The organism is Pseudoalteromonas sp. S3260 (genome assembly GCF_005886925.1).
Classification (GTDB): domain Bacteria; phylum Pseudomonadota; class Gammaproteobacteria; order Enterobacterales; family Alteromonadaceae; genus Pseudoalteromonas; species Pseudoalteromonas tetraodonis.
The window spans coordinates 57,180-81,699 of record NZ_PNCV01000035.1 but is presented as its reverse complement, the minus strand read 5'-3'; the positions used below and the strand labels follow the sequence as shown (position 1 = coordinate 81,699).

Genomic DNA, 24,520 nt, shown 5'->3' with positions numbered 1-24,520 from the left:
ACACGCCAATTTGCTCAAAGATAAAAATAGCTCGCATAAAAAAGCCCCGCATAAAATGCAGGGCTTTTAACTTATTCACTGTGGCTGTTAGCCAATTTTTTTGTACTTAATACGCTTAGGCTGTGCAGCTTCTGCGCCAAGGGTCTTTTTGAGCCACTCTTCGTACTCAGTGTAGTTACCATCAAAGAAGTTAATTTGGCCTTCGTCACGGTAATCTAAAATGTGTGTAGCAATACGGTCAAGGAACCAACGGTCATGCGAGATACACATGACACAACCAGGGAATTCTAAAATAGCATTCTCAAGAGCACGTAATGTTTCAACGTCCAAGTCATTGGTTGGCTCATCCAGTAGCACTACGTTGCCGCCTGCTTTTAACAGCTTAGCTAGGTGTAAACGGTTGCGCTCACCACCAGATAAGTCTTTAACAAACTTTTGTTGATCGTTACCTTTAAAATTAAAACGGCTAACGTAAGCACGGCTTGGGAACTCAAAGTTACCAATTTTTAGTACATCTTGGCCATCAGAGATTTCTTGGAATACCGTTTTGCTTTCGTCCATGTTGCCACGGAACTGATCAACAGTTGCCAGTTCTACTGTTTCACCAATGCTGATATTACCGCTATCTGGCTGCTCTTCACCGCTTAGCATTTTGAATAGCGTTGATTTACCTGCGCCATTGGCACCAATAATACCCACAATAGCGCCTTTAGGCATGCTAAAGCTTAAATCATCAATTAAAACACGGTCGCCAAAGCTTTTACGTAAGTTGTTTACTTCTAATACTTGGTCACCTAAACGTGGGCCAGGTGGAATAAACAATTCGTTGGTTTCGTTACGTTTTTGGTAATCAGACTGCTGTAGTTCGCTAAACTGCGCCATACGTGCTTTTGACTTAGCTTGACGACCTTTAGGGTTTGAACGCACCCATTCAAGTTCTTGTGCAATTGATTTTTGACGTGCTTTTTCAGATTTTTGCTCTTGCTGTAAGCGGGCATCTTTTTGCTCAAGCCAAGACGAGTAGTTACCTTCCCACGGAATACCTTCACCACGGTCAAGCTCTAAAATCCAGCCAGCAACATTATCAAGGAAGTAACGGTCATGCGTTACTGCCACAACGGTGCCTTCGTAGTCATGTAAGAAGCGCTCTAACCAGGCAACCGACTCAGCATCTAAGTGGTTAGTTGGCTCATCGAGAATAAGCATATCTGGTTTTTCAAGTAACAAACGACAAATAGCAACACGACGGCGTTCACCACCTGAAAGGTGCTCAATTTTAGCGTCCCACTCAGGTAAACGAAGTGCATCGGCAGCACGCTCTAAAACGTTATCAATATTGTGGCCATCATGCGCTTGAATAATTGCTTCTAATTCGCCTTGCTCTTTTGCCAGTGCGTCAAAGTCAGCACCTTCCATTGCGTATTCGTTATACACTTCGTCAAGGCGGTTAAGGGCATGTTTTACTTCACCTACAGCTTCTTCAACAATTTCACGAACTGTTTTGCTTTCGTCCAAAACAGGCTCTTGCGGCAAGTAACCAATTTTAGTGCCTGGTTGAGGGCGAGCTTCACCTTCAAAATCTTCATCAACACCTGCCATAATGCGTAGTAATGATGATTTACCAGAACCATTTAGACCTAGCACACCAATTTTTGCACCAGGGAAAAAATGCAACGAAATATCTTTTAAGATAGTGCGTTTTGGTGGCACAACCTTAGATACTCGACTCATCGAGAATATAAACTTATCAGGTAAAACCATAGAAGAAGCCTTCAATAATAATAAAAATTTCAATGCTGTATTGTAGTGGCTCACAGGTGAAACAGTCAACGAATGGGGCTGTTTTAAAGTACATATTCAATTTGTACAAACCGAGTGAATAAATTTCATTTAGACATCTATACATCTAGAGGTTGATATTTTTCACATTCTGTTCATAATGAGAGCGTATTAATTCTCGGTTTTTATGAGCAGGAGCTTTAAGAATGCCAATTACAGTAGAAGACGAATTGCCAGCTATTGCACGTTTACGTCATGAAAACGTGTTTGTAATGCCAAAAACACGTGCAAAAACGCAAGAAATACGCCCTATGCGTTTGGCTATTCTTAATCTTATGCCTAATAAAGTAGAAACCGAAGTACAGTTTATTCGCTTGTTGGCTAATTCTCCGCTGCAAGTAAATGTAGAGCTACTGCGCCTTGACACGCATCGTAGCAGTAGCAACTCAGAGCAACACTTAGATACCTTTTATCGTTACTTTTCAGAAGTGAAAAACAATAATTACGATGCACTATTAATTACCGGTGCGCCTTTGGCACATTTAGAGTATGAAGAAGTGGCGTATTGGGAAGAATTCAAAGTGATTATTGATTGGGCCGAGCAGCATGTAACCTCTACCTTGTTTTCGTGCTGGGCTGCCCACGCGGCTTTATATCACCGTTATAATTTAAAGCGCGATTTAAAAGACAACAAACTCTGCGGGGTGTTTACCCATCAATGCTACTTTGCCCATGGTGCACTTACCCGCGGCTTTGACGATACCTTTTTAGTGCCGCACTCACGTTATGGCCACATAGATATAGATAAAATAAACGCTTGTGAAGAGCTGGTGGTATTAGCGGGCTCTGAACGAGTAGGGGCGTATTTACTTAAAAATAAATCGGGCAGCCAAGTGTTTATTACCGGCCACCCAGAATACGATGCCGACAGTTTAAAAGCCGAATATGAGCGCGATTTACAAAAAAGCCCCGATGCGCCAAAGCCCGAAAACTATTTTCCTGATGACGATGCCAGCAAGCAACCGTCTAAAACATGGCAAAGCCACGCGTTTTTACTGTTTTCAAACTGGTTAAATTATTACGTTTACCAAACCACACCCTATGATATTAACTTAGTTAGCCAAGACGTAAGGACTAACAACTATGCCGAATAATCCTCAAAACAATAAGCATCAAGAGCTGAGCGCTGCGCTCAAACAGCGCATTTTAATTTTAGATGGTGCAATGGGAACCATGATCCAAGCGCATAAGCTTGAAGAGCAAGATTACCGGGGGGAACGTTTTAAAGATTGGCACGTGCTTATTAAAGGTAATAACGATTTATTAAGCCTAACCAAGCCTGAAATTATTACTGACATACACCGCAGTTTTTTAGCCGCCGGTGCCGATATTATCGAAACTAACACCTTTAACTCGACCACTATTTCGATGGAAGATTACGACATGGCGAGTATAAGCCGTGAAGTTAATTTAGAGTCAGCTAAGTTAGCCCGTGCTGTATGTGATGAATTTAGCGCTAAAACCCCAGAAAAACCGCGCTATGTAGCAGGTGTTTTAGGGCCAACATCTAAAACCTGTTCGTTATCTCCGGATGTAAACGACCCGGGCTATCGTAATATCACCTTTGATAAGTTAGTGACTGCGTATGTGGAGTCGACCCTTGCGCTTATGGAGGGCGGTGTAGATATTATTTTAATCGAAACCATATTCGACACGCTTAATGCAAAAGCCGCCTCATTCGCGGTAGAAGAGGCGTTTGAACAAGCAGGGCGTAAATTACCAGTAATGATATCAGGCACTATTACCGACGCCTCAGGCCGCACGCTTTCAGGGCAAACCACCGAAGCATTTTATAACTCTATTCGCCATATTAAGCCGCTTTCAATTGGCTTAAATTGCGCCCTAGGGCCAGATTTATTACGCCAATACGTTGAAGAGCTATCACGCGTATGCGAAACCTTTGTCTCTGTTCATCCTAACGCGGGCTTACCCAATGAGTTTGGAGAATACGATTTAGAAGCAGGCGACATGGCAAAAGAGATCATAGATTGGGGTAAATCGGGCTTTATTAATATTGTTGGCGGTTGCTGCGGCACTACGCCTGCGCACATTCTTGCCTTTGCCAAAGGGCTTGAAGGCGCAGCACCACGAAAATTACCAGAGCTTGAAGTGCGCATGCGTTTATCAGGCCTAGAAGCCTGTAACTTAAATTAAGGAGCCGCCAATGACCCAACAAATTGCAGTATTTACCAATGTCGGCGAGCGTACTAACGTAACTGGCTCGGCCATGTTTAAACGTTTGATCATGGAAGAAGACTACGAGACCGCCCTGAATGTGGCCCGCGAACAAGTAGAAAATGGCGCACAGGTTATTGATATCAACATGGACGAAGCCATGCTGGACTCAAAAGCGGCCATGGTTAAGTTTTTAAACTTAATTGCCTCAGAGCCTGATATTTCTAAAGTACCTATAATGGTCGACTCCTCAAAGTGGGAAGTTATAGAAGCAGGCTTAAAGTGTATTCAAGGCAAGGCCATTGTTAACTCCATTTCACTTAAAGAGGGTGAAGAGCCGTTTATTCGCCAAGCTAAAATTATAAAACGCTTTGGCGCCGCCGCTGTTGTGATGGCGTTTGATACCGAAGGTCAAGCCGATACCGCCGATCGTAAGTTTGAAATTTGTGAGCGCAGCTACCGTATTTTGGTCGACGAAATTGGCTTCCCGCCAGAAGACATTATATTCGACCCCAACATATTTGCCGTTGCCACCGGTATAGAAGAGCACGACAACTACGCCGTAGAATTTATTGAAGGCACCCGCCGTATTAAGCAAAATTTACCGCACTGTAAAGTGTCGGGTGGGGTGTCAAACGTATCGTTCTCGTTTAGAGGTAATAACCCAGTACGTGAAGCGATTCACTCGGTGTTTTTATACCATGCTATAAAAGCGGGTATGGATATGGGCATAGTAAACGCAGGGCAGCTTGCGGTTTACGACGACATCCCCGATGAACTTCGCAAAGCCGTAGAAGATGTAATTCTTAATACCGACCCCGGTGCTGGCGAGCGCCTTGTTGAACTTGCGCCTAAATATTCAGGCATGGCACAAGCTGAGCGGGTAGAAGATTTAGAATGGCGCACTTGGTCGGTTGAAAAACGCCTAGAGCATGCTCTAGTAAAAGGCATAACCACCTTTATAGATGAAGATACAGAAGAGTGCCGCGCTGGCGCCGATAAACCTATTCATGTCATTGAAGGGCCACTTATGGATGGCATGAACGTGGTTGGGGATTTATTTGGTGCCGGTAAAATGTTTTTACCCCAAGTGGTTAAATCGGCTCGGGTAATGAAACGCGCGGTCGCCTACCTTGACCCATTCATTGAAGCCGAAAAAGAAGAGGGCGCGACCAACGGTAAAATTGTTATGGCTACCGTAAAAGGTGACGTGCACGATATAGGTAAAAACATTGTAGGCGTAGTACTGCAATGCAATAACTACGAAGTAATCGACCTTGGGGTAATGGTCCCAGCAGATAAAATACTGCAAACAGCAATTGACGAAAAAGCCGATATTATAGGCCTTTCGGGCTTAATTACCCCATCGCTTGATGAAATGGTACATGTTGCCAAAGAAATGAAGCGTCGTGGCTTTGAGCTGCCGCTAATGATTGGCGGGGCAACCACCTCAAAAGCGCATACCGCAGTAAAAATAGAGCCGCAGTACGACAAAGGCGTGGTGTATGTAAATAATGCCAGCCGCGCCGTGGGTGTGGTGTCTAATTTACTTTCTAAAGATCACAAAGCAGAATTTTTAGCTAAAACCACCGCCGAATACGACAAAGTACGCGAACAACAAGCACGCAAAAAGCCGCGCTCAAAACCAGTTACCATACAGCGCGCCCGCGATAATGCTGCAAAGCTCGATTGGGATAACTACACGCCACCCGTGCCTAAAAAGCTGGGCGTGACCGAGTTTAAAAATGTATCAATCGCGACTTTACGCAAATACATAGACTGGACGCCGTACTTTATGACCTGGTCAATCGCCGGTAAATATCCGCGCATATTGACCGACGAAGTAGTGGGCGAACAAGCACAAAGCTTGTTTAAAGATGCCAACGACATGCTCGATGAACTTGAAAAGTCAGGCAGTTTACAGCCATTAGGTGTTATTGGTTTATTCCCTGCAAACCGCGTGGGCGATGATATAGAAATTTACACCGACGAAACGCGAAAAGAGCTATTAACTACCTCATGTCATTTACGCCAGCAAACCGAAAAAACCGACTTTGCTAATTACTGTTTAGCCGATTACATTGCGCCAAAAGGCACGCCTGATTACTTTGGTGCGTTTGCGGTAACAGGTGGCTTAGAAGAAGACGACCTAGCCAATGCGTTCGACGCACAGCAAGACGATTACAATAAAATAATGGTAAAAGCGGTTGCCGACAGGCTTGCTGAAGCCTTTGCCGAATACTTGCACGAACAAGTGCGTAAAGAGTATTGGGGATATGCACCAGATGAAGACCTGCCTAACGATGAACTCATTCGCGAAAACTACCAAGGTATTCGCCCAGCACCGGGTTACCCAGCGTGCCCAGAGCACACCGAGAAAAAGAAAATTTGGCAGTTACTCGATACCGAAAAACGCATTGGCATGCAGCTCACCAGCTCATACGCCATGTGGCCAGGCGCTGCGGTTTCGGGCTGGTATTTCTCACACCCAGAGGCAAAATACTACGCCGTAGCCGCTGTGCAAAAAGATCAGGTGGAAGACTACGCCAAACGAACTAATATGACGCTCACAGAGGCTGAAAGGTGGCTATCGCCTAATTTGGGGTATGAGCCAGAGTAAAAGAGCAGCGGTCAAAAGTTGAAGCGGTCAGTTTTTAGCTGTCAGCTATCAGTAAAAGAAAAACGAGCCTAATTTGGCTCGTTTTTTAAATTACACATAAAAAATCTTTAAGGATTATTAGCGAGTAGCTCATCTACTTTTTTTATAACATCTTCTGGTGTTGGCTCAGTCGTTTGTTGTTTTAACTAATCTATTATTTCTGAGCTGACTCTGTAACCCTTTTCAATGCAGTAGTGTTGAGAGGTAACCCAAATATCTGCCCCCCTAGAGGTGCAATACGAATTACAAACAGTGTAGCCTTCACTTTTAATTTTACTTTTACTTTCAATAAAGTAGGTATAAGTAGGAACTGAAATCAATAGCAAAATCAGAGTAACCCCGCAGAGCTTATACCATTTAATTAGAAGCTCTGGTTTTATTTCAATATTTCTTACTTTTAAGAATATCAGTCGAGTAAGCATTGCAAATGCTGGCGTGCCTAAAATTAAACACGCACTAAAACTCTTCTCCTCAAAGATTAGCTGATGTTGATTCAAAGCTTCAAAAACGAGTGTCACCTCACTGTATGAGATCATAGGCAGAGTAATGGTGAGAACAAAGAAGAAAGTAAATAAAAAAATACCCTTTATATTTTTACTTAACGTTATTCTTTCGTGTTTTATTAAACTCCCTTTAATCATCATTTAAATAAGGTATACAAATAAATTACGGTTAAACTTTATATGGTTTTCGTCATGTGCATTATAAGCAACTCTTAGACTAGCTATAATTTTTTAGTTATCCTATTAGTATAAATTAAACACATAGCTGTTCCTTCAACAAGAGCGCCTACAAGAATAAATAAACTAGACTCCACTTTAAATCTTTCACTGTGAAAAACGAAATAGCAGGCTTTGTTTAGGCTAAAAAAAGTAAGGTGTCTTATGTCAATTTTAAAAAAGCATAAAGCAGGTTTAGTTTATATAAAAATATTATCATCGTATCAATTTTTAATGGAATTGGTTGTGCAATTAGCTTTTTTAAAAGGATTGACATGAATAAAAAAACTTCAAACTTAGTCGTTATATTTTTATCTGCATTCATTACATCGTTTGTTAGCCGCTATTTAACTGATTCAATAATAAACCTAAAAGATCTACCTTTTTATATGGAGTTTTTACTTTTCCTAGCTATTTATTTGGTAATTTATTTCCCACTAAATTGTGTATTCGAAAAATTCGTTGTTAAGTCAACATCTGATAGTTAGCAAAACAGTAAGGCAGAATGAGTCAGAGGGTTCGCTATACAAGGCTTTACAGGTATCTTTGCTTATTGTTTTGTCGCATATCTGTGTAGTAATCGGCTTGCTCTTAACCACTTTTAAACAAGGCAATTTTATGAAAACGATTGGCATGCTCGGAGGTATGAGTTGGGAGTCAACAGCCAGCTATTACAAAGCGTTAAACCACGGTGTTAAAAATGCGTTAGGTGGGTTGCATAGTGCTAAAATTTGTATGGTGAGCGTCGATTTTGCGGAAATTGAAACGCTGCAGCATCAGGGCGATTGGCAACAAACAGCCACTATACTCACCGATGCGGCTAAATCTGTAGAGGCTGGTGGTGCCGACTTTTTACTTATTTGTACCAACACTATGCATAAAGTGGCCGATGAGATTGCCAGTAATATTACAATTCCTATTTTACATATTGCTGATGCCACCGCAGAGCAATTAAAGCACTATGGCATTACGCGAGTAGGGTTATTGGGCACGCAATTTACAATGGAGCAAAACTTTTACAAAGAGCGTTTAACCGATAAGCATAACATTGAGGTATTAATACCTGAACCTAATGAGCGAAAGCGAGTGTACGAGGTTATTTATTCGCAGTTATGCCCAAGGGCTTATTGATGATGATTCGCGAGCCGATTATGTGCGTATTATAGAGCGATTATTTGCACAAGGCGCACAGGCCATCATTTTAGGCAGTACTGAAATCGCCTTGTTGGTAAAGTCACAACATACGCAGGTTCCGCTTTACGATACCACCAAAATACATGCCGAGGCAGCAGTAAAACTAGCGCTGGCCAAATAAATAAGATTGAGCTTAATTCTGTAAATAATCACTTCGTTATGCTTGCATACACTGATGCTAATAGTTAAGGAATCTGGGGGTAGAGGTGAAAAAGCTTACTATTTATTTGTTACTTTTATTATCTGTTGGATATTCTTCAGTTGCTTTGTATTCGCTTATTAATAGTGATATTGAAGATGTTATTATTTGCAGCACTAATGAGAATACTCACTATATACCAAGTGACGCTTGCGAATATTACTTGCTTAATTATAGAGCAGATAAGGGTGATATCGAATCACTTGAATCAGGCGCTGGTCTAGCATTTTTATTTGAAATTAAAGATATAGATAAGCGCGATGCTTATATCGAATACTTTATTTCTAAAGGAATCAAAGTAAATACGTTAAGTCACATAGATGGTTTATCACCTCTACACTCGGCTATTTTGCTTAATGACTTTGGTTTAGTGCAACTTTTAATGGATAAAGGCGCGAGTATTACCATTAAAGAAAAATCACATGGGCTTACACCTTTAGAGTTTATTCATAAACTGAGTGAAAAAAATGCTCAGATAGATAGGCAGCTGATATCTGAACTTTTGACGTCGATTTCAAATAATAAACAGGCTGGTTAATTCAAAAATTACCGAATATGTTAAATCTAGTGATTCTATTATTAACCAACAAAAAAACCGCCAAATGGCGGAAAGCTTAAATCAAAGACATCAAGGACTGTGCTTGCGTTAAAATGTGTACACGATTTTAGTAGGTTGTGTACACTTTTTCAACTAGACAAGCACTACTAACTCAGCAATACTTCTTATAAGGAATAAATCAGCCAGTAAGAAAAATGGAGACTTTGCAAAATGTTATTTGGACTTATTAATGATATAAAGGCGTCAATACGAAGGAAAGAGCTTGATAGGGAGTTAGAAAGAAGCACAAACAAGATTTTTTCTGATCTTCAGTTGGATTCTTTAAGCCGGTTATTTGACGGTGTTAACTCGAAAAAAACAAAAGAAATATTGACTGCTTTTAATCAACTTTACAAAAAAGAATGTACGGGCGAAAGGATTATTTTTATTGGTAGCGAGTCATATACTTTAATCTTTGTGAAAGGAGCCTTAACCAAGATAAGAAAAGTGGAAGATAAATTTGGAAGAGATTAGCATGTAACTTATACAAGATATTTTTTGTACTTTAAAATATTGGATCTGGGTGCTAATGGTCTTAAACGCGTAGATACTCAGCCTGAAAATATATGACGGAAAATATAGAAATACCTAATATTTATCATATACTTAATGTTTTTAATAAACGTTTTACTTGTGTTGGTTGCCATTTTTTTCCGTCAATTTGTAAATTAGTCATAGCTTTTGCTAGTGATGTATTTGATTGATTGGATTTGATTAGCTCTAAAACCATTGGGCGCAGCTTCTCAGCTCTTTGCTTAGCAGCTTCTTTCTTAGCTGCAATTGCTTTATCGTGACCAGCTCTAACACCCCCAAGCTTCACGCCACGGGATTTTGCTTCTGCTAGTGCAGCTTTTGTACGCTTACTTATAAAATCTCTCTCTTGCTCGGCTAGGGCTGCATAAATGTGTAATTGAAACTTATCAGCGTTTGGCATCATTGCGACTTTAACGTCTACCTCTTCAATTACTCTTGAGAACACGCTTACTTTCCTAGATAAGCGGTCAACTTTTGCAACTAAGAGCGTTGCACCATTATTTTTACAGGCTGCAATGGCATCTTGAAAGTGTGGGCATTCTTCTATATCAGAGCCACTATGTATACTTGTATGGGTACTTACAACTTTATAAGGCTGCTCTGAATAAGTGTTGAGATAAATAGATACATCACGCTGTTGGGCTTCAAGACCTAAACCACTGTTGCCTTGCTTCTTTGTTGAGACACGATAAAACACAACATACTTTTTCATAATTAATCACCCAATGTTTTAGATGCGATATATCATATACCAAGGGGTTACATACTGCAACGTTCGTTGGTTGTGTAATGTGTGCTTGCGTAAATAATAGGTATATCAAGGATTTAACGATATTTGTGTGTATTCAAATAAGGTTAGTATATAGTTAATTAAGTGGTTGGATAGGCTGCTAGTGGCGTGAATACTGGCTTTCAGGGGAATTATATATTAATTTTTTATATTTTCTCTGTAGCTATGTGATCGTACTTCCAGTTCGTTTAACAAAAAAGCTTATTTTATTTGAGTCCTTCCAAATTTATATGGTTTTGTACCTTTTCGAATTTTGCATATGTAGCTGATCCAGTAAAAGGAGGCCTTTAATTGAGTATGATTTCCTCTACTTAAAACCCTGTGATATTTGTAATTATTGTCTGGAATGGTACAAGTGTAAACATAACCACTGTTATAAGATTCGGAGGTAACCTCTTTAAGCTCTATGTCTGGTATATATTGCCTTAAAGTTTTATCCCAAGCTGAAGAGATAACACCACTTATACCCGTAGCTCGATTTTTCTTTTCACTTACAAATGTATGAAGGTGAACGTGCCAGCCCTTTTTATCTTCCCTTTCAACACACCAAGCATAAAAGAGTTTTCCTCTATCTTTGTTATCCCATAATCTTCCGTTTTCAAGCAGCTTGAAGAAATATTTCGTTAACTTCTCAAAATCTTTCTCTGTGTAATATTCAGATACCGATTTAGGAATTTTTAATACTCTATGTTGATGCAGGAGTTTAGCGTATGTGTTACTGGCTGAATCCATTAGCTTATAGCAAGATTCTAAGCGATTAACTAGGAGGTTTTGTTCTTTGTTATTAACAGGCAATTCTTTATATTCAAGTTTCTTAAATAACCTTCTGTTTGTCTCGGGCATAGTAATTATCCTTTTAATTTATTTTATAAGTATAGCGATAAAGATATATACCTTTTAAAAAAGGTTATAAGGTTTTTCTTATATAGTTGAACACTCAAAAAGGCCTGTAATGGTGGTTGTTCGGTGCATTCTTAGTGTTGCTAACAATAAACTTTCTGATATAAAAAGCTAAGGGGAAGTTTTGACATAAACCTTTATCAGAAATTAATCTCAATAGGATAATTTAGGCTAACCATTTGGGTAATTCTAATTTCATCAAAACCAAGTTTCTCTAGTGTCAATGCAAAATTGTAGCAGGGTGGGTTAGTTGTCATGAAAGAATATCCCAATCTTTCCAAAAGTTTTTTTACGTTAATCTTTTTATCCGTCATGTAATTTCCTTAATAAATAAAAAATAAGCTCTCTAAAATGAGGGCTGAGAGTTTTTTATATGTTTTTAGTGTGATTGTATTGCTGAGGTACTAAAGTGGCTGAGATGGCGTGCTAGGGAGGTTAATCTAGCAAACTAAGTAATGATTGTTTGAGCTTTTGCTCGTTATCTGCTTTTTTATCTTCTTCTTTATCTGCTTGTTGTTGTTCGTACTCACTTAATAAGTCGTCAATAAACGATTCTTTTACCTCATCAAGCTCATTCTGATACTGAGTTTTTACTTCCCTCTCAAGAAGTTCCAATTCTTTGTCCTGAAGCGAAAGCGGTTTATTTAGAAAGACTTTATAGCTGCCATTTGCTGCAATTGTCCGCTTGTAATCAATTGTATAATCCGCCCATTTTGATTGGTGTAATTGTTCTAACACTTTGGTAAAAGTAGGGGCAAACAAAACAATTTGAGAAAAATCCTTATCATTACCCAAAGGTGGGAGTGCTTTAGTATATTGGGCTGTAGCGTTGGATAACCTCTTAGCTAATTCATCATTATCTATTAGCCATCTTTGTTTATGCTGTTCTAAAACCTTTTGAAGTTGGGCAGGTAATTTCTTGCTCATTATTCACCACCTCCAACAATTTGGCTTACAACCTTGCTTAGTGGTATGCCCTCGTTCAACATGTTTAATGCTTTAAGGTATTTAGAGCGCTCAACAGTGTCTACTTGAACGCCTAGATCTCTAAGAATATCCTTCAAGCTTGTGTGTTGTTTAATCAGCTCAGAACAAAGCAGTTCGCCTGTTTGAATGTTATAAACGCTTTTAGTAGTGGTTACTATTTCGAATGTTGTCATGTGTGTATACCTCTTGATTATAAAAAGAAAAAAAGCACAGAGCTCCGCTAAAGACTGATGAAAGAAATGTAGGAGTTGTGCTTTAAGTTTTGGAAAGTGGGGGGTGGTTTAACACTAGTGAATGTATTGGTGTTTATACAACTATTATACACCAGTATGAATAATTATGCAACTATTGTGCATATTTGATGGGTGTTTATTCACTTGTATCTATGGGTTTATTAATTGTGGTAATCGATACGATTAATTTTTTCTTGATACAGTTGTATATCAGGGTCAGTATAATTCCTCGTTGCCGTATTATTTCTGCTGTGACCAACTAGGTGGTAAACATGTTCATTATTTAACTCATCATTCATCATATTTATAACTGAATGTCTGAAGCTATACATTACGATTTTACGATTCCAGAGATCGTATGTAGGAATATTGAACTCAGCTCTAAAGAAGTTGAAGTGTTCTGTTAACTTGTTGCTTTCAAAATTGAAAAGCGCTTCATCAACTTTATCTTTAACAAAATCCATAAAACCTAAACTTATCAATTTTGTATGAATAGGTACTCGTCTTTGTGCATTTACTGTTTTGCCACTTCTAATATAAAAACACTCAATACCTGTTTCTGGATCGGTAATGATGTCATCATAGTGAAGACTCGTAACTTCCTCATTCCTCATTCCGTGGTACGCCATTATCAACACAGCCCAGCTATATCTTTGACTGAGGTTTCCCGAGCAATAATCAATTATTAATCTTGCTATATCGGCTGGCATTTTAGCTCGAGCACATAGGCGATTTTTTGGGATAGCTAGTGCTAACTCATATTCACTTAATGGGTTTGTATGAATGTGGTTTTTGTATTTAAGGTATTGAAATATATATTTTAACGTACTTCTCCAATCAGATAATGTAGACGTTGTTAATAGTTCAGGCACTGCAAACTCATTTAACTGTGATTGATCTGCATCGCGTAAAAAGTTCCACAAGGCTTCTTGTTTCTTGGCTTTCTTAGTTGCATTATCAGGAAACTCATCATTTTCATCAAAACCATATCGCTCGGGTCTTAGCTTACCTCTTGTTGGTAATTTACAAATAATGTTCCATATGTCTTCAATATCTTCATGAGTAACAGTATCTAATGACTGTCCATTAAACGCTGTAGTGAGCATTTGAAAAGCGGGGTTAAGATTCGCTTTAAATTTATTAAAGTTTTTAATATCTTGTCTTGTTTTTCTTAGATAATTCCAAAAGTCTTCTTCAATATCAGTTAGGTATATTTTTTTTACTGGTATAGGTTGCTGCTGATTTTCAGTAACTAATCTCGTATTTACTTCAGCTGGTAGAAAATCTTGGAAGTGCTCTTTAAGAGAGTTAAGCTCTGAATTAGCTAATGTTATATTGTTGTTATCATTTGCTATGGATATCTTATTAGCGTAATTGTCAATAATAGACCCTAGATAACTATACCGTTCGCTTTCTACTGAAGGGTATTCAAAGTAATACATATAATCGTGTTCTGTGTCTAATTCATACTTACCAGTTGCGGGGTCAGGGGCTGATAGAGCAAGCCTCAAATAATCAAATTTATAAGTTATTTTTTCGGATAACCATTGTGAATATGTTAGGTACTCAGGGCGGGGTTCTGGGACAGAAATAGGTAAGTTATCATAATCATATTGGTGGTTTCTTTGGCTGTCTGTTTCTTTGTACCACTGATTAAAATAACTTTTTGCTGTAGTAGATAATGGCTCCGTTATTGCTTTACCAACTCTAACAACATCGTTTAAACGATTAGAGAGCAGCTTATCTATGAATTGGTCAATATCCTCTTTGCTCACGGGCTTCCCTAAATAATTTGCTTTTCTAATGAAACACATTATCTCAGAAACGTAAGCTCTACAAGAACTTGGGCTATCTGTTTTGAGTGATTTACGATAAATCTTGTCTGATAAACGATAATTAAAGCTGTAAGTTTCATTTCGTTTTATTGTGTGAGCTATTGTGGTCATAATTATGTGTACAAGGTTTGGCACAATAGGAGTGTACTTTGATAAATTGCTGATTATAATGTATTTATTTGAACATAAAAAACCGCCAAATGGCGGTTTTTTATTAGCAAGTAAAGCTGTTAACACGCTTATATTAATGACCTTTCTCAAAGTCATTTACTTCGCGCTCGGCTTCCTCTTTCGACTTACCGTATTTTTGCTGAATTTTACCAACAAGCTCGGTACGGCTACCTTCAATTTTATCTAAATCATCGTTGGTAAGATCGCCCCATTTTTGCTGCGCTTTACCTTTAAGTTCTTTCCAATTTCCTTCGATACGATCGCTATTCATAATTAGCTCCTTATTAAGAGTGATGATTTTTCATTTTAAAAGCGTTACTAATAAAATGATTTTTAACGTTCACTTATAAAGTTGCAAAGCCTATACCAGAAAATAAAACTTTTAATTTTATTTATATATCAACTGTTTATGGTTTTTTGATGCGTAAAGTTTTTTAGCTGGTGGCGAGCTTTATAAAAATTCTGCAGGGTGGCTTGTAATTATTTCAGGGACTGTCACTTCAGGGGGGGTTACTTCAAGGGGGATTATTGCAGGGACACTGTGCTGGCTTTTATTAGTATAAAAAAAGCGAGCTATTAAAGCTCGCTTTGCTGTTTAATAAAGGAATTAATGTCTAAAGCTAGGCATTAGCGCAGGAATGCCTGGCAGCATGCCTACCAGTGCCATTACACCGGTTAATAGTACAAACATTATAAGTGGGATGACCCAGCGACTCATTCGCGATAAATCAGCACTTCTTTCTTTACAGCCAATAAGGCCCAAGTTATCAAGTAGCATAGTTAGTGACCAACCAAATGCAGGGTTTACTAGGCTTGATGCAAACACCACAATGGCGGCTGATTGGGTGGTTTTACCTTCACGGGTCATTTCCATACCCGCTTCAAGTAGTGGAATAAACACCCCTACAATTAAGGCAACACATAATACTGGCTGCCAAATAGCTAAGTCCATTGGGTAACCCCAAACACCCGCGATAATACAAAATAACGCAGTTAAAATTGCGCCTGCAGGAATAGGGCGTTTTGCAATAGCAGCAGGAACAATGTAAGTGCCCCAAGATGACGCAAAGTTAGCACCGCCTAATAGCGAGCCAAAGGTTTGTCTTGTTGATGCGCTAAGCATGGTATCGTCGATATTCATTTGTACTTTTTCAGTACGCTCTGGGTAACTAATTTTTTGAAATACTTGATGGCCTAAAAAGTCAGGCGACCACATAGCAACCGCTAAAACTGCAAAAGGAAGTACAACCACAAAGCTTTCTGCTGTTGGTAAGCCAAGCATCCAGCCGGTGTTTTCGCCCCACCAGTACATAGGGTTCATGTTTGGTAAGCCCGGTGCAGTATGAAACTCAAACGGTGCGCCCAATGCAAAAGCAGTAAAACCACCAATTAAACAGCTCAGTGGCACGGCTAACCAGCGTTTTTTGTAATGCTCCAATAAAGCATAAAGTAAAATTGTGGCTAAGATTACGATAAAGGCAATATGGGTCATTTGAATTTCTTCAGCCCATGCAAATAGTTTTTTAACCTGAGAAATGGTACCCACAAAGCCTAAATAGAGAAGCAAGCCACCACATACCCCTTTACTGGTGAGCTTGGCCATGAGACTGCCGCCTTTACTGAATGCTAATATCAATCCAAAGGCACCTATGAGCAAGCCAAAGGCCATAGGGTGTCCGCCTGCGGCAACCACAATAGGAATTAATGGAATGAGTGGGCCATGAGTACCCGCTAAGTTAGCGGTCGGTAAAATAAAGCCAGAAAATAGTAAAATAAATAACGAAACAATTAAAAGTTCGTAGCGTACGTTTTCAAGTACAAAGCCATCACTCAACCCCAAAGGGCCTGCAAAAGTGGCAGCAATGGCTGCAACCATCACAACTTTACCTATAGTTGCGGCCATCGCTGGAATGGTGTCTTCAAATTCAAAGCGATAATCTCTAAACGGTAAATTTGGACGCCAGCGTTTTGGCTGCATAATTTGCAGTTCGTGCTCTAGATAAGCGTCGCGGCTTTCAAACTCAGAGCTGGGTTTATGAAGATTTTCATAGCTATCGGACACGGTTTGAGTATCCGCTCCTGGTATAGCATCAGATGAATTATCATCTAGCGGCTTGGTGGTCATGACTTCTCCTGCAACTTAGTTGCTAACTCAAAATAAAAATACAGCTTTTACAAAGCAAATGAACGTTGAGTGCGCAGGGTAAAACAGCTTGCTACAGATTGTAATTAGGCAAAAGGTCGTGCATAGCCCAGTTTAACGCTTTGTAAGTGTTAACAAAAATAGCAAAGGGATGTGTTGTAACTGGCTTGTTAAATTTAAAAGATCTTTAAATTCAATGGTTTATGTTTTTGTTTTTACAGTGTGATCTTGCCATGTAAAATAGCAGAAAGGTCATAAAATCAGCAGATTCAGCAGCAATCATTCTTTAGTCTAATAAAGGTGGCGTTAGCCGCTATTTGCTTATTATAAATACAATTAGCCGCAAAGTTGCACAAAAGCTAACAATACTAAGCTTTAACGGAACGACTATTTTTGGACTCAAGATAGGGTTTTGAAAGGTAATAATAGGAGTAAAGTAAAAATATGGCGCAAAGTGACTAAACGAGAAATGCCTTTATGTAACGTATTTATAAAGGCATTTCTGGGTACGCTTGTTTGTTTTCACCGCCAGTTAAACGCTGTAACAACCGACGTTGGCTTGACAGTAATTGCCCTGAGCGTTCATTCATTATTTTGCAGGTTTTAGTTTTTAGCTCAAGCTGGTGTAATAATTTTGTAGTGAGCGAGTTTATATCAGCAGGCAGCAACGCGGTTAATTGTGCTAAGCCTTCTTTGCCACCTTGCAGGCCTAAACTCACCAAAAAGCCATCGCGCTGGTTATGTGATTCATTTAAGCTTTCTAAAAAGCCAAGCATTTTTTTATTGTGTGTTTCTAGCTGAGATTACGTTGGCTTAGCAATTCGTATTGCGTTTCAAGTAATTCAATTAACGCGTCTAGCTTAATAATGTCTTGTTGCAGACTTACAATATACTCTTTTACAGTTTTCATTTTTTATGAAGTTCAACCATAGCGTTAACGGTTTCATCAATACTAATTTTAAATTCACCACTGGCAATTTCAGCCTCGGTTGACGTGTTAGGGAGCACCGAGTCAAACCGAGCGCTATGAGCCAAATAACCCAATAGCTAACAACGATGGTTATGTATTTTACTCCAACGTAAATGCACTTGAAGAAATGGCCGACATGATGTCTGCAAGTCGCAGTTATCAAACATCTGTTGAAGTTATGGGGCGTGTAAATAGCATGCAGCAAAGCATTCTTAAGTTAGGACAATAATTTTATGCAAGTTAATTCAGCCGTTCCAAGCGCAGCCGACGGGGCAAAAAACACTACGAATATTGCCGGTAATAGCTCAGCAGATGAAATGTCGACCATGTTTTTAGAGTTACTTGTTGCGCAAATTAGTAATCAAAATCCATTACAACCTATGGACGGCACTCAATATGTGAGCCAGCTTGCGGAGTTTTCTAATGTTGAGTCGTTACAAAGCATTCGCCAAAACACCGCCGATGGTTTGGATTATGTGAGCAGCTTAGCGGTGCTTGAAGCCACTAATATGGTTGGCCAAACGGTTGATGTACAAGCAAGCAGTATTGCTCTTGAACAAGATGGCAGTGTCTCTGGCATGGTTAATTTAGGGGAAGCGGCAGACTCTGTCACTGTGCAACTTTATAACCAAGATGGTGAATTAGTTGAAGAAAAACAACTGCCTTATTCTGGAGTCGGTTCATTGCGTTTTGAATTTGAAAACCAAGAAGCCGGTGCGTATGCAGTGAGAGCGTATGCCACTACTGAAGAGGTACCAAAGCAGCTTGATACTTGGCTAAGTGGTGAGGTTGAGCGTGTTTCTGTAGGTAAATCGTTAGAAGATATTTTATTACAAGTCGATGGTTTGGGTAATTTTGGTATCACTGAAATTAATCAAGTGGCATAAATAAGAGGAATAAATAATATGTCTATGTTCAATATAGGATTAAGTGGTCTTAAAAGTACCCAAACAGGATTAGAAGTAACCAGTAATAATATTGCTAACTCGGGTACTGCTGGTTATAAAAATAACACCGCAGAATTTGCCGCAGTGTATAACGGCAGTCAACGCGGCGGCGTTAAAGTTGCCAATGTTAAAGAAGATTTTGTCACCGGTGGTGAAATTGTGCGCACCGGTAATGCGCTAGATATTGCTATTGATGGCCAAGGTTTTTTTGCCATATCAGAAAACGGCCGCACGGCTTACACCCAAGCAGGCCAGTTTCAGTTAGATAACGACTTAATATGAATCGTTATAACGGTAATAAGAGTCAAATTATCGAACTAATGAAAAAACATAACACTAACGTGGCTGATGAAATACAAGAAAAAATGTACGATTTTGACAGCTTAATTAAGCAAACAGACGAGACATTAACCTTGTTGCTTAATGACATTCCTGATGAGTTATGGACGATGTCATTAAAGGGTGTGAACAGTGAGTTTTTAGCGAGTGTTTTAGGTGCACTACCTAAACGTTTAGCGCAAGTGTACCAACAACAAATTGACGGCTTAAGTGCACAACCATTGAGCAAAGTGATTGCCGCCAGAAAAGAAATTATGTCGATTGTCAGAGACATGAGCAAACAAGGTGATATTGAATATCGCTTATTTGAAGAAGAGACTGCAGGCTAACTATGAGTCAAGCATTTAGGTTTCCCACTTTAAATAAAAATGAGCAACATCAAACGCTGCAAGAGCGTTTAGATGCTGCTCAGCGTGTTGGTTTACAGCAGGGCTATGAAGAAGGGCTCACGCAAGGGGCAGCCGATAAGCAAAGTGAGTTAGAGCAGCAAATGGAGCAACAAATAGAGCTACGGGTTGCTGAACGTCTTGAAGCGCAAAAAACACAGCTTATTGAACGTTTTAACACTTTATTCGACAAAGCGAATAACGAACTACTTAACTTTAATGATGAGTTTAAACAAGATCTTGCCTTGATGATAAGCAAGTTAGCAGAGCATGTTATTGACTGCGAGCTAAAAGTACGCCCCGAAATACGCTCGCAGCTGATTGAAAAAGCCATTACCTTGCTTAGCAATCGCGATGTAGTAACAAAAGTTATGATCTCAGGGGCTGATCGCCACTGCTTTAATGATGCACGTTTAGCTGAATTTTCGGTGCCGGTTTACTTTGATGAGGCTCTGATCAGTGGAGACGTTGAACTGGTGGCAGAGCAACAAACACATCGATTTTCTTTTTCAGAGCGCCTACAAAGCTTACTGGATGAAGTGATACCTGAAATACTCAAAGCGCAGCCGCATGACTAACCCCTTACACACTAGTTTAAAATCTGCGCTGAAAGCGATAACCTCGCCTGAATTAGTTAAAAGTTATGGCCGCTTAACGCGAGTAAATGGTTTAACGCTTACCGCTACCGGTGGGCAATTTGCTATGGGTGAAAAATACCAAGTAGAAAGTGTTGATGGTCACTGGTATGACGCTGAAGTCGTAGGCTTTAATCAAGATGAAGCCTATTTAATGCCCCTGAAAAAAATACAAAATTTATATTCAGGTGGACGCGTTAGGCCAGTTATAAAAAACAACCATGTGGCTATTTCTGAAAAGTTATTAGGGCGTGTGCTTGATGCGCAAATGCAACCCATTGATAACTTAGGCCCACTTGAACAAGACAGCACAAAAAGCGCCAGTAAATTGGGTAACGATTATTCTTTAACACCGCTGGAGCGCAAAGGCGTTATCGAGCCGCTAGATGTGGGTATTCGCGCTATTAATAGCCTATTTAGTGTAGGTAAAGGCCAGCGGTTAGGGTTATTTGCAGGTTCGGGTGTGGGTAAAAGTAAATTACTTGGCATGATGACCCGTTTTACCTCGGCCGATGTAGTTATTGTAAGCCTAGTCGGTGAGCGTGGTTGGGAAGTAAAAGATTTTATTGAGCAAAGCTTAGGTAAAAAAGGCTTAAAAAAAGCCATTGTAATAGCATCCCCAGCAGACGATTCTCCCTTATTGCGTATTAAAGCCGCCGAGCTTAGCCATAAATTGGCGGCTTATTTTAGAGATAAAAATTCAAATGTATCGCTGTTGATGGACTCATTAACCCGCTATGCGCAAGCACAGCGAGAAATTGGCTTATCGGTAGGTGAGCTGCCCGCATCTAAAGGGTACCCGCCATCGGTATTTAGTAAATTAACCCAGTTGGTTGAAAGCTCCGGTAATAGTGAAAAAAGTAAAGGCAGCATGACCGCCATTTATACGGTATTGGCTGAAGGCGACGATCAACAAGATCCAATAGCCGATAACGCCCGAGCAATTCTTGATGGCCATATAGTATTGGATCGCACCTTAGCAGAAAGGGGTCATTATCCGGCCATTAATATTGGTTCATCGATTAGTCGAGTGATGCCAAATATAGTAAGTGATGAGCAGCTAAGTTTTTGTTATAAATTGAAAAAACTTTATAGCCGCTACATGCAAGTGCATGAGCTTATTCCTTTAGGGGCGTATCAGGCAGGTAAAGATCCTGAACTCGACAGTGCGGTAAATTTGTATCCAAAAATCGAATCATTTTTATGCCAAGGATTGAACGAACAAGTGGATTTCTCACAGTCAGTGAATCAGTTAAATGCAGTGATGGGTGAACTGAATGATTAATAAATTTTTAGGATTACAACAACAAAAATTAGATAAAATGCTGGCCGAGCAAACTCAATTACAACAAAGAAGTAACTTAGAGCAGCAACGACTATCGCAGCTACAACAGCACATAAACAGTATGGATAAAAACCAGCAAATGAGCTCGGCGCTAAGCTTACAAAATTTATCAGGGATGAAACGCATTTTGTCTGGTTTGTCAGCGCAGCAACAAGCGCGGATTCATGATTCACAGCAAGATGAATTACGTCAACAGCAAGCTTGTTCTAAGCAAATGAGCTTTACCAAAGGCATAGAAGGGATAGTAAGCAACAGGCACCGTGCTTTTCAAAGCCAAGCGCAGCAACAAGAAGCTAAAGTTTTAGATGAAATGATAAGCCAAGCACATAGTCGTACCCTACATAAATAACTGCTAATTTTTGCTACAATGGCGACAAAGTATTTTAGGGTAAATAGCGTGCTGCCGGTTCAAGAAATATATAACTCACTCATTGATGCATTAAAAGCCAACCCAATCACCTTACTGCAAGCGCCGCCTGGTGCAGGTAAATCAACGTGGTTGCCATTACAGCTTATGCGCGATGGGCATTATAAACACATAGTGATGTTGGAGCCTCGGCGCTTAGCTGCACGTAATATTGCCAATTATTTAGCGCATTGCCAAAACGAAACGCTGGGGCAAAGTGTCGGTTTACGGGTGCGAGGTGAGAGTAAAGTAAGCGTACACACGCGCCTTGAAATAGTCACCGAAGGCATGCTGACACGCATGTTACAAAATGACCCTGAACTCAGTGATGTTGATTTACTGATTTTTGATGAGTTTCATGAGCGCTCTATCGCAGCAGATACCGCGCTGGCTTTTGCTTTAGAATCGCAAGCGGCGCTACGTGAAGATTTAACCATTATGCTGATGTCGGCCACCCTTGATAGCGAACGCTACACTGGGTTTTTTAATTGCCCAGTGATTCAGTCAAGCGGGCGAAGTTACCCGATTGACGAAATATATTGCCCAATAAAAGATGAAAGCCGCTGGCTTGATGCCATCCCCGCTATTATAAAACAAGCACTCAATGAGCAAACCGGCAGTGCGCTGGTATTTTTACCCGGCCAGCGTGAAATACTGCGAGTGCAGCAAGCGCTGAGCGACTTGCCCAGTAATTGTATTGTTGCCACATTATTTGGCGAACAAGATAAAGCTAATCAACAAGCTGCAATTTCACCTGCGCCTCAAGGGATGCGAAAAGTAGTATTAACGACCAATGTTGCCGAAACAAGTTTAACCATTGAAGGTATTAGAATTGTTGTTGATAGCGGCAAGCGCCGTGCAGCCAGCTTTAATTTAAAAACTGGTGTGACTGAGCTTACTACGCAAAGTATATCGCGTTCATCGGCAGTACAACGCGCAGGGCGTGCAGGAAGAATAGAGCCAGGGGTTGTGTACCGGTTAGGTTCAAAACAAACTTTTGAGAGACGAAACAGCCACGATAACCCTGATATTCTTACCTCAGATATTAGCCAACTGATGCTTGAGGCAAAGCAGTGGGGCGCAAGCATTAGTGAACTCACCTTACTTGACCCGCCGAGTGAGCAACAATGCAGCCAAGCTACTAATTTATTATCTATGCTTGAAGCCATAGATAGTAACGGTAAGCTCACCACGCTGGGCAGTAAAATGTTGGGCTTTGGTGCCGATATTCGCTTAGCGCATATGTTATTAAAAGCGCAAATGTTAGAGCCACGGTTAAGTGGGGTTTATCGCTTAGCTATTTATTTAGTGGCCTTACTAGAAAGCCGAGTTAACACTGCCAATGAGCTCAACCTAGCACTGCATAGTCAACAACAACGACCACATCCGGTGTTTAAGCAGCAATTAAATTATTGGTTAAAACGCTTAAAATTTACCGATAGCCGCACAGATTTAAACACTGAACATTTAAGCTTATTAGTGTCGCTTGCCTACCCAGATCGCATCGCTAAAAAACGTGGCAATGGCTACTTATTAGCAAATGGGGCAGGGGCTGAGCTAAACCCTGACTACTGGCATAATGACGAATATATAGCTATTGCCAGTATGGGCGGGCATAAAGGCGGGCGAGTTTTTGCAGCCACGGCGCTAAATCCATTAGCGCTTAAAGAGTATTTACCGCATTTATTCACTGAGTTGACCCGCTGCGAGTTTGATGAAAAAGCCGCTCGGTTTATTCATCAAGATGAAGTAAAACTTGGGGAAATTACCCTTAGTAGCCAACCAAGTAAACATAAGCTTGATAAAACAGAACGGGCCAAGGCATGGCTTAGTTTGTTTGCCAAACAGGGCTTTTCACTGTTTAACGAGCAAAAAGAAAGTGAGCAACTACTTATTAGAATGTGCCTAGCTAGCAAATTGATGCCAGAACAGTTTCCTATTATTAGTCAGCAGCAGCTCATTGAAACAGCAGGTGATTGGTTAGGGGTATACCTTGAAGATATTAAAACCCTTGAGCAACTTAAAAAGTTTAATTATTTTGAGGCACTACAAAATTGTTTTAATTGGCAACAGCAAAGCGAGCTAAAATCTTTACTCCCACTGCGGCTAACAGTACCAAGTGGCTCTAACATAAAAATTGAATACCAACTTGATGGACCTGCCAAGCTTAGTGTGCGCATGCAAGAAGTATATGGTTTAACCAGCACGCCTATGTTAGCTAACGGTAAATTAACACTGCTAATGGAGTTGTTATCGCCAGGCAAGCGTTCACTACAGTTAACTCAAGACTTAGCGCATTTTTGGAATAGTAGTTACCGCGAGGTACAAAAAGAGATGAAAGGGCGCTACCCCAAGCACTTTTGGCCAGACGATCCTGCCAATAGCGTTGCCACCAATAGAGTAAAAAGCAGAATGTGATCACGCTTCCTTAATGTCACTTAATGTTAAACGTTGACCATACAAATAACGAACATTTTTGGGCGTTTTACAAGCGACTAAACTATTATTACTTTAAT

At 40.0% G+C, this 24,520-nt stretch carries 21 protein-coding genes and 2 pseudogenes; 14 read left to right on the top strand and 9 right to left on the bottom strand.

Going from position 1 to position 24,520, the window contains the following annotated elements:
- Nucleotides 1–87 precede the first annotated feature (87 nt).
- Nucleotides 88–1,761 (bottom strand): energy-dependent translational throttle protein EttA, encoded by a 1,674-nt coding sequence (gene ettA, locus CWC14_RS06605; protein ID WP_024601901.1) that lies wholly within the window; start codon nt 1,759–1,761, stop codon nt 88–90.
- A 224-nt stretch (nt 1,762–1,985) separates the two neighbouring features.
- On the opposite strand from ettA, the gene CWC14_RS06600 reads away from it, so the two are divergent.
- From CWC14_RS06600 to CWC14_RS06565, 6 genes and pseudogenes are all read left to right on the top strand, one after another.
- Nucleotides 1,986–2,933 (top strand): homoserine O-succinyltransferase, encoded by a 948-nt coding sequence (locus tag CWC14_RS06600; RefSeq protein ID WP_138561981.1) that lies wholly within the window; start codon nt 1,986–1,988, stop codon nt 2,931–2,933.
- Nucleotides 2,923–3,993, top strand: coding sequence for a homocysteine S-methyltransferase family protein (locus tag CWC14_RS06595; protein ID WP_138561979.1), 1,071 nt, complete (start codon nt 2,923–2,925; stop codon nt 3,991–3,993). The genes CWC14_RS06600 and CWC14_RS06595 overlap by 11 nt, the downstream gene beginning before the upstream one ends.
- 10 nt (nt 3,994–4,003) lie before the next feature.
- The gene (gene metH / locus CWC14_RS06590; protein ID WP_138561977.1) at nt 4,004–6,634 is read left to right on the top strand and encodes a methionine synthase; all 2,631 of its coding nucleotides are present in this window, start codon (nt 4,004–4,006) and stop codon (nt 6,632–6,634) included.
- Between the two features lie 1,376 nt (nt 6,635–8,010).
- Nucleotides 8,011–8,707, top strand: a pseudogene (locus CWC14_RS06575) (aspartate/glutamate racemase family protein).
- A gap of 85 nt (nt 8,708–8,792) precedes the next feature.
- The gene (locus CWC14_RS06570) at nt 8,793–9,323 is read left to right on the top strand and encodes an ankyrin repeat domain-containing protein (RefSeq protein WP_138561971.1); all 531 of its coding nucleotides are present in this window, start codon (nt 8,793–8,795) and stop codon (nt 9,321–9,323) included.
- 231 nt (nt 9,324–9,554) lie between these two features.
- Nucleotides 9,555–9,857: a hypothetical protein gene (locus tag CWC14_RS06565; protein WP_138561969.1), complete on the top strand. Its 303-nt coding sequence runs from the start codon at nt 9,555–9,557 to the stop codon at nt 9,855–9,857.
- Nucleotides 9,858–9,981: 124 nt separating this feature from the next.
- On the opposite strand, the gene CWC14_RS06560 is transcribed toward CWC14_RS06565, so the two are convergent.
- From CWC14_RS06560 to CWC14_RS06525, 8 genes are all read right to left on the bottom strand, one after another.
- Nucleotides 9,982–10,629: a recombinase family protein gene (locus CWC14_RS06560; RefSeq protein WP_138561967.1), complete on the bottom strand. Its 648-nt coding sequence runs from the start codon at nt 10,627–10,629 to the stop codon at nt 9,982–9,984.
- Between the two features lie 279 nt (nt 10,630–10,908).
- Nucleotides 10,909–11,550 (bottom strand): YagK/YfjJ domain-containing protein, encoded by a 642-nt coding sequence (locus tag CWC14_RS06555; RefSeq protein WP_138561965.1) that lies wholly within the window; start codon nt 11,548–11,550, stop codon nt 10,909–10,911.
- A 492-nt stretch (nt 11,551–12,042) separates the two neighbouring features.
- Entirely contained in the window at nt 12,043–12,534 is a 492-nt protein-coding gene (locus tag CWC14_RS06550; protein ID WP_138561963.1) for a hypothetical protein, read from the bottom strand.
- On the bottom strand, nt 12,534–12,767 hold the full coding sequence (locus CWC14_RS06545; RefSeq protein WP_138561961.1) for a hypothetical protein: 234 nt from the start codon (nt 12,765–12,767) through the stop codon (nt 12,534–12,536). The genes CWC14_RS06550 and CWC14_RS06545 overlap by 1 nt, the downstream gene beginning before the upstream one ends.
- A 221-nt stretch (nt 12,768–12,988) precedes the next feature.
- Nucleotides 12,989–14,899: a tyrosine-type recombinase/integrase gene (locus CWC14_RS06540; RefSeq protein ID WP_171036831.1), complete on the bottom strand. Its 1,911-nt coding sequence runs from the start codon at nt 14,897–14,899 to the stop codon at nt 12,989–12,991.
- A gap of 7 nt (nt 14,900–14,906) precedes the next feature.
- Entirely contained in the window at nt 14,907–15,104 is a 198-nt protein-coding gene (locus CWC14_RS06535; protein ID WP_010391132.1) for a CsbD family protein, read from the bottom strand.
- Between the two features lie 336 nt (nt 15,105–15,440).
- Entirely contained in the window at nt 15,441–16,958 is a 1,518-nt protein-coding gene (locus tag CWC14_RS06530) for a DUF3360 family protein (protein ID WP_008464416.1), read from the bottom strand.
- Between the two features lie 506 nt (nt 16,959–17,464).
- On the bottom strand, nt 17,465–17,752 hold the full coding sequence (locus CWC14_RS06525) for a hypothetical protein (RefSeq protein WP_249928716.1): 288 nt from the start codon (nt 17,750–17,752) through the stop codon (nt 17,465–17,467).
- Between the two features lie 246 nt (nt 17,753–17,998).
- Here CWC14_RS06525 and CWC14_RS19960 point away from each other — a divergent pair.
- From CWC14_RS19960 to hrpB, 8 genes and pseudogenes are all read left to right on the top strand, one after another.
- Nucleotides 17,999–18,175 (top strand): annotated as a pseudogene (locus CWC14_RS19960) (flagellar basal body rod C-terminal domain-containing protein); the annotation flags it as partial.
- A 4-nt stretch (nt 18,176–18,179) separates the two neighbouring features.
- Complete coding sequence (locus CWC14_RS06510; RefSeq protein ID WP_054202054.1) at nt 18,180–18,833, top strand: flagellar hook assembly protein FlgD; 654 nt, start codon at nt 18,180–18,182, stop codon at nt 18,831–18,833.
- Between the two features lie 18 nt (nt 18,834–18,851).
- On the top strand, nt 18,852–19,175 hold the full coding sequence (locus CWC14_RS06505; RefSeq protein ID WP_283957448.1) for a flagellar hook-basal body complex protein: 324 nt from the start codon (nt 18,852–18,854) through the stop codon (nt 19,173–19,175).
- Nucleotides 19,172–19,561 carry a FliG C-terminal domain-containing protein gene (locus CWC14_RS06500; RefSeq protein ID WP_249928715.1) on the top strand — a complete coding sequence of 130 codons (390 nt, stop codon included), beginning with the start codon at nt 19,172–19,174 and terminating at the stop codon, nt 19,559–19,561. The genes CWC14_RS06505 and CWC14_RS06500 overlap by 4 nt, the downstream gene beginning before the upstream one ends.
- A gap of 2 nt (nt 19,562–19,563) precedes the next feature.
- On the top strand, nt 19,564–20,196 hold the full coding sequence (locus tag CWC14_RS06495; RefSeq protein WP_138561957.1) for a FliH/SctL family protein: 633 nt from the start codon (nt 19,564–19,566) through the stop codon (nt 20,194–20,196).
- Nucleotides 20,189–21,538: a FliI/YscN family ATPase gene (locus CWC14_RS06490; protein ID WP_138561955.1), complete on the top strand. Its 1,350-nt coding sequence runs from the start codon at nt 20,189–20,191 to the stop codon at nt 21,536–21,538. The genes CWC14_RS06495 and CWC14_RS06490 overlap by 8 nt, the downstream gene beginning before the upstream one ends.
- A complete protein-coding gene (locus CWC14_RS06485; protein WP_138561953.1) occupies nt 21,531–21,947 on the top strand; it encodes a flagellar FliJ family protein in 417 nt (138 codons plus the stop codon). Before CWC14_RS06490 ends, CWC14_RS06485 begins: the two co-directional genes overlap by 8 nt.
- Nucleotides 21,948–21,995: 48 nt before the next feature.
- On the top strand, nt 21,996–24,422 hold the full coding sequence (hrpB, locus tag CWC14_RS06480) for an ATP-dependent helicase HrpB (RefSeq protein ID WP_138561951.1): 2,427 nt from the start codon (nt 21,996–21,998) through the stop codon (nt 24,420–24,422).
- Nucleotides 24,423–24,520 lie beyond the last annotated feature (98 nt).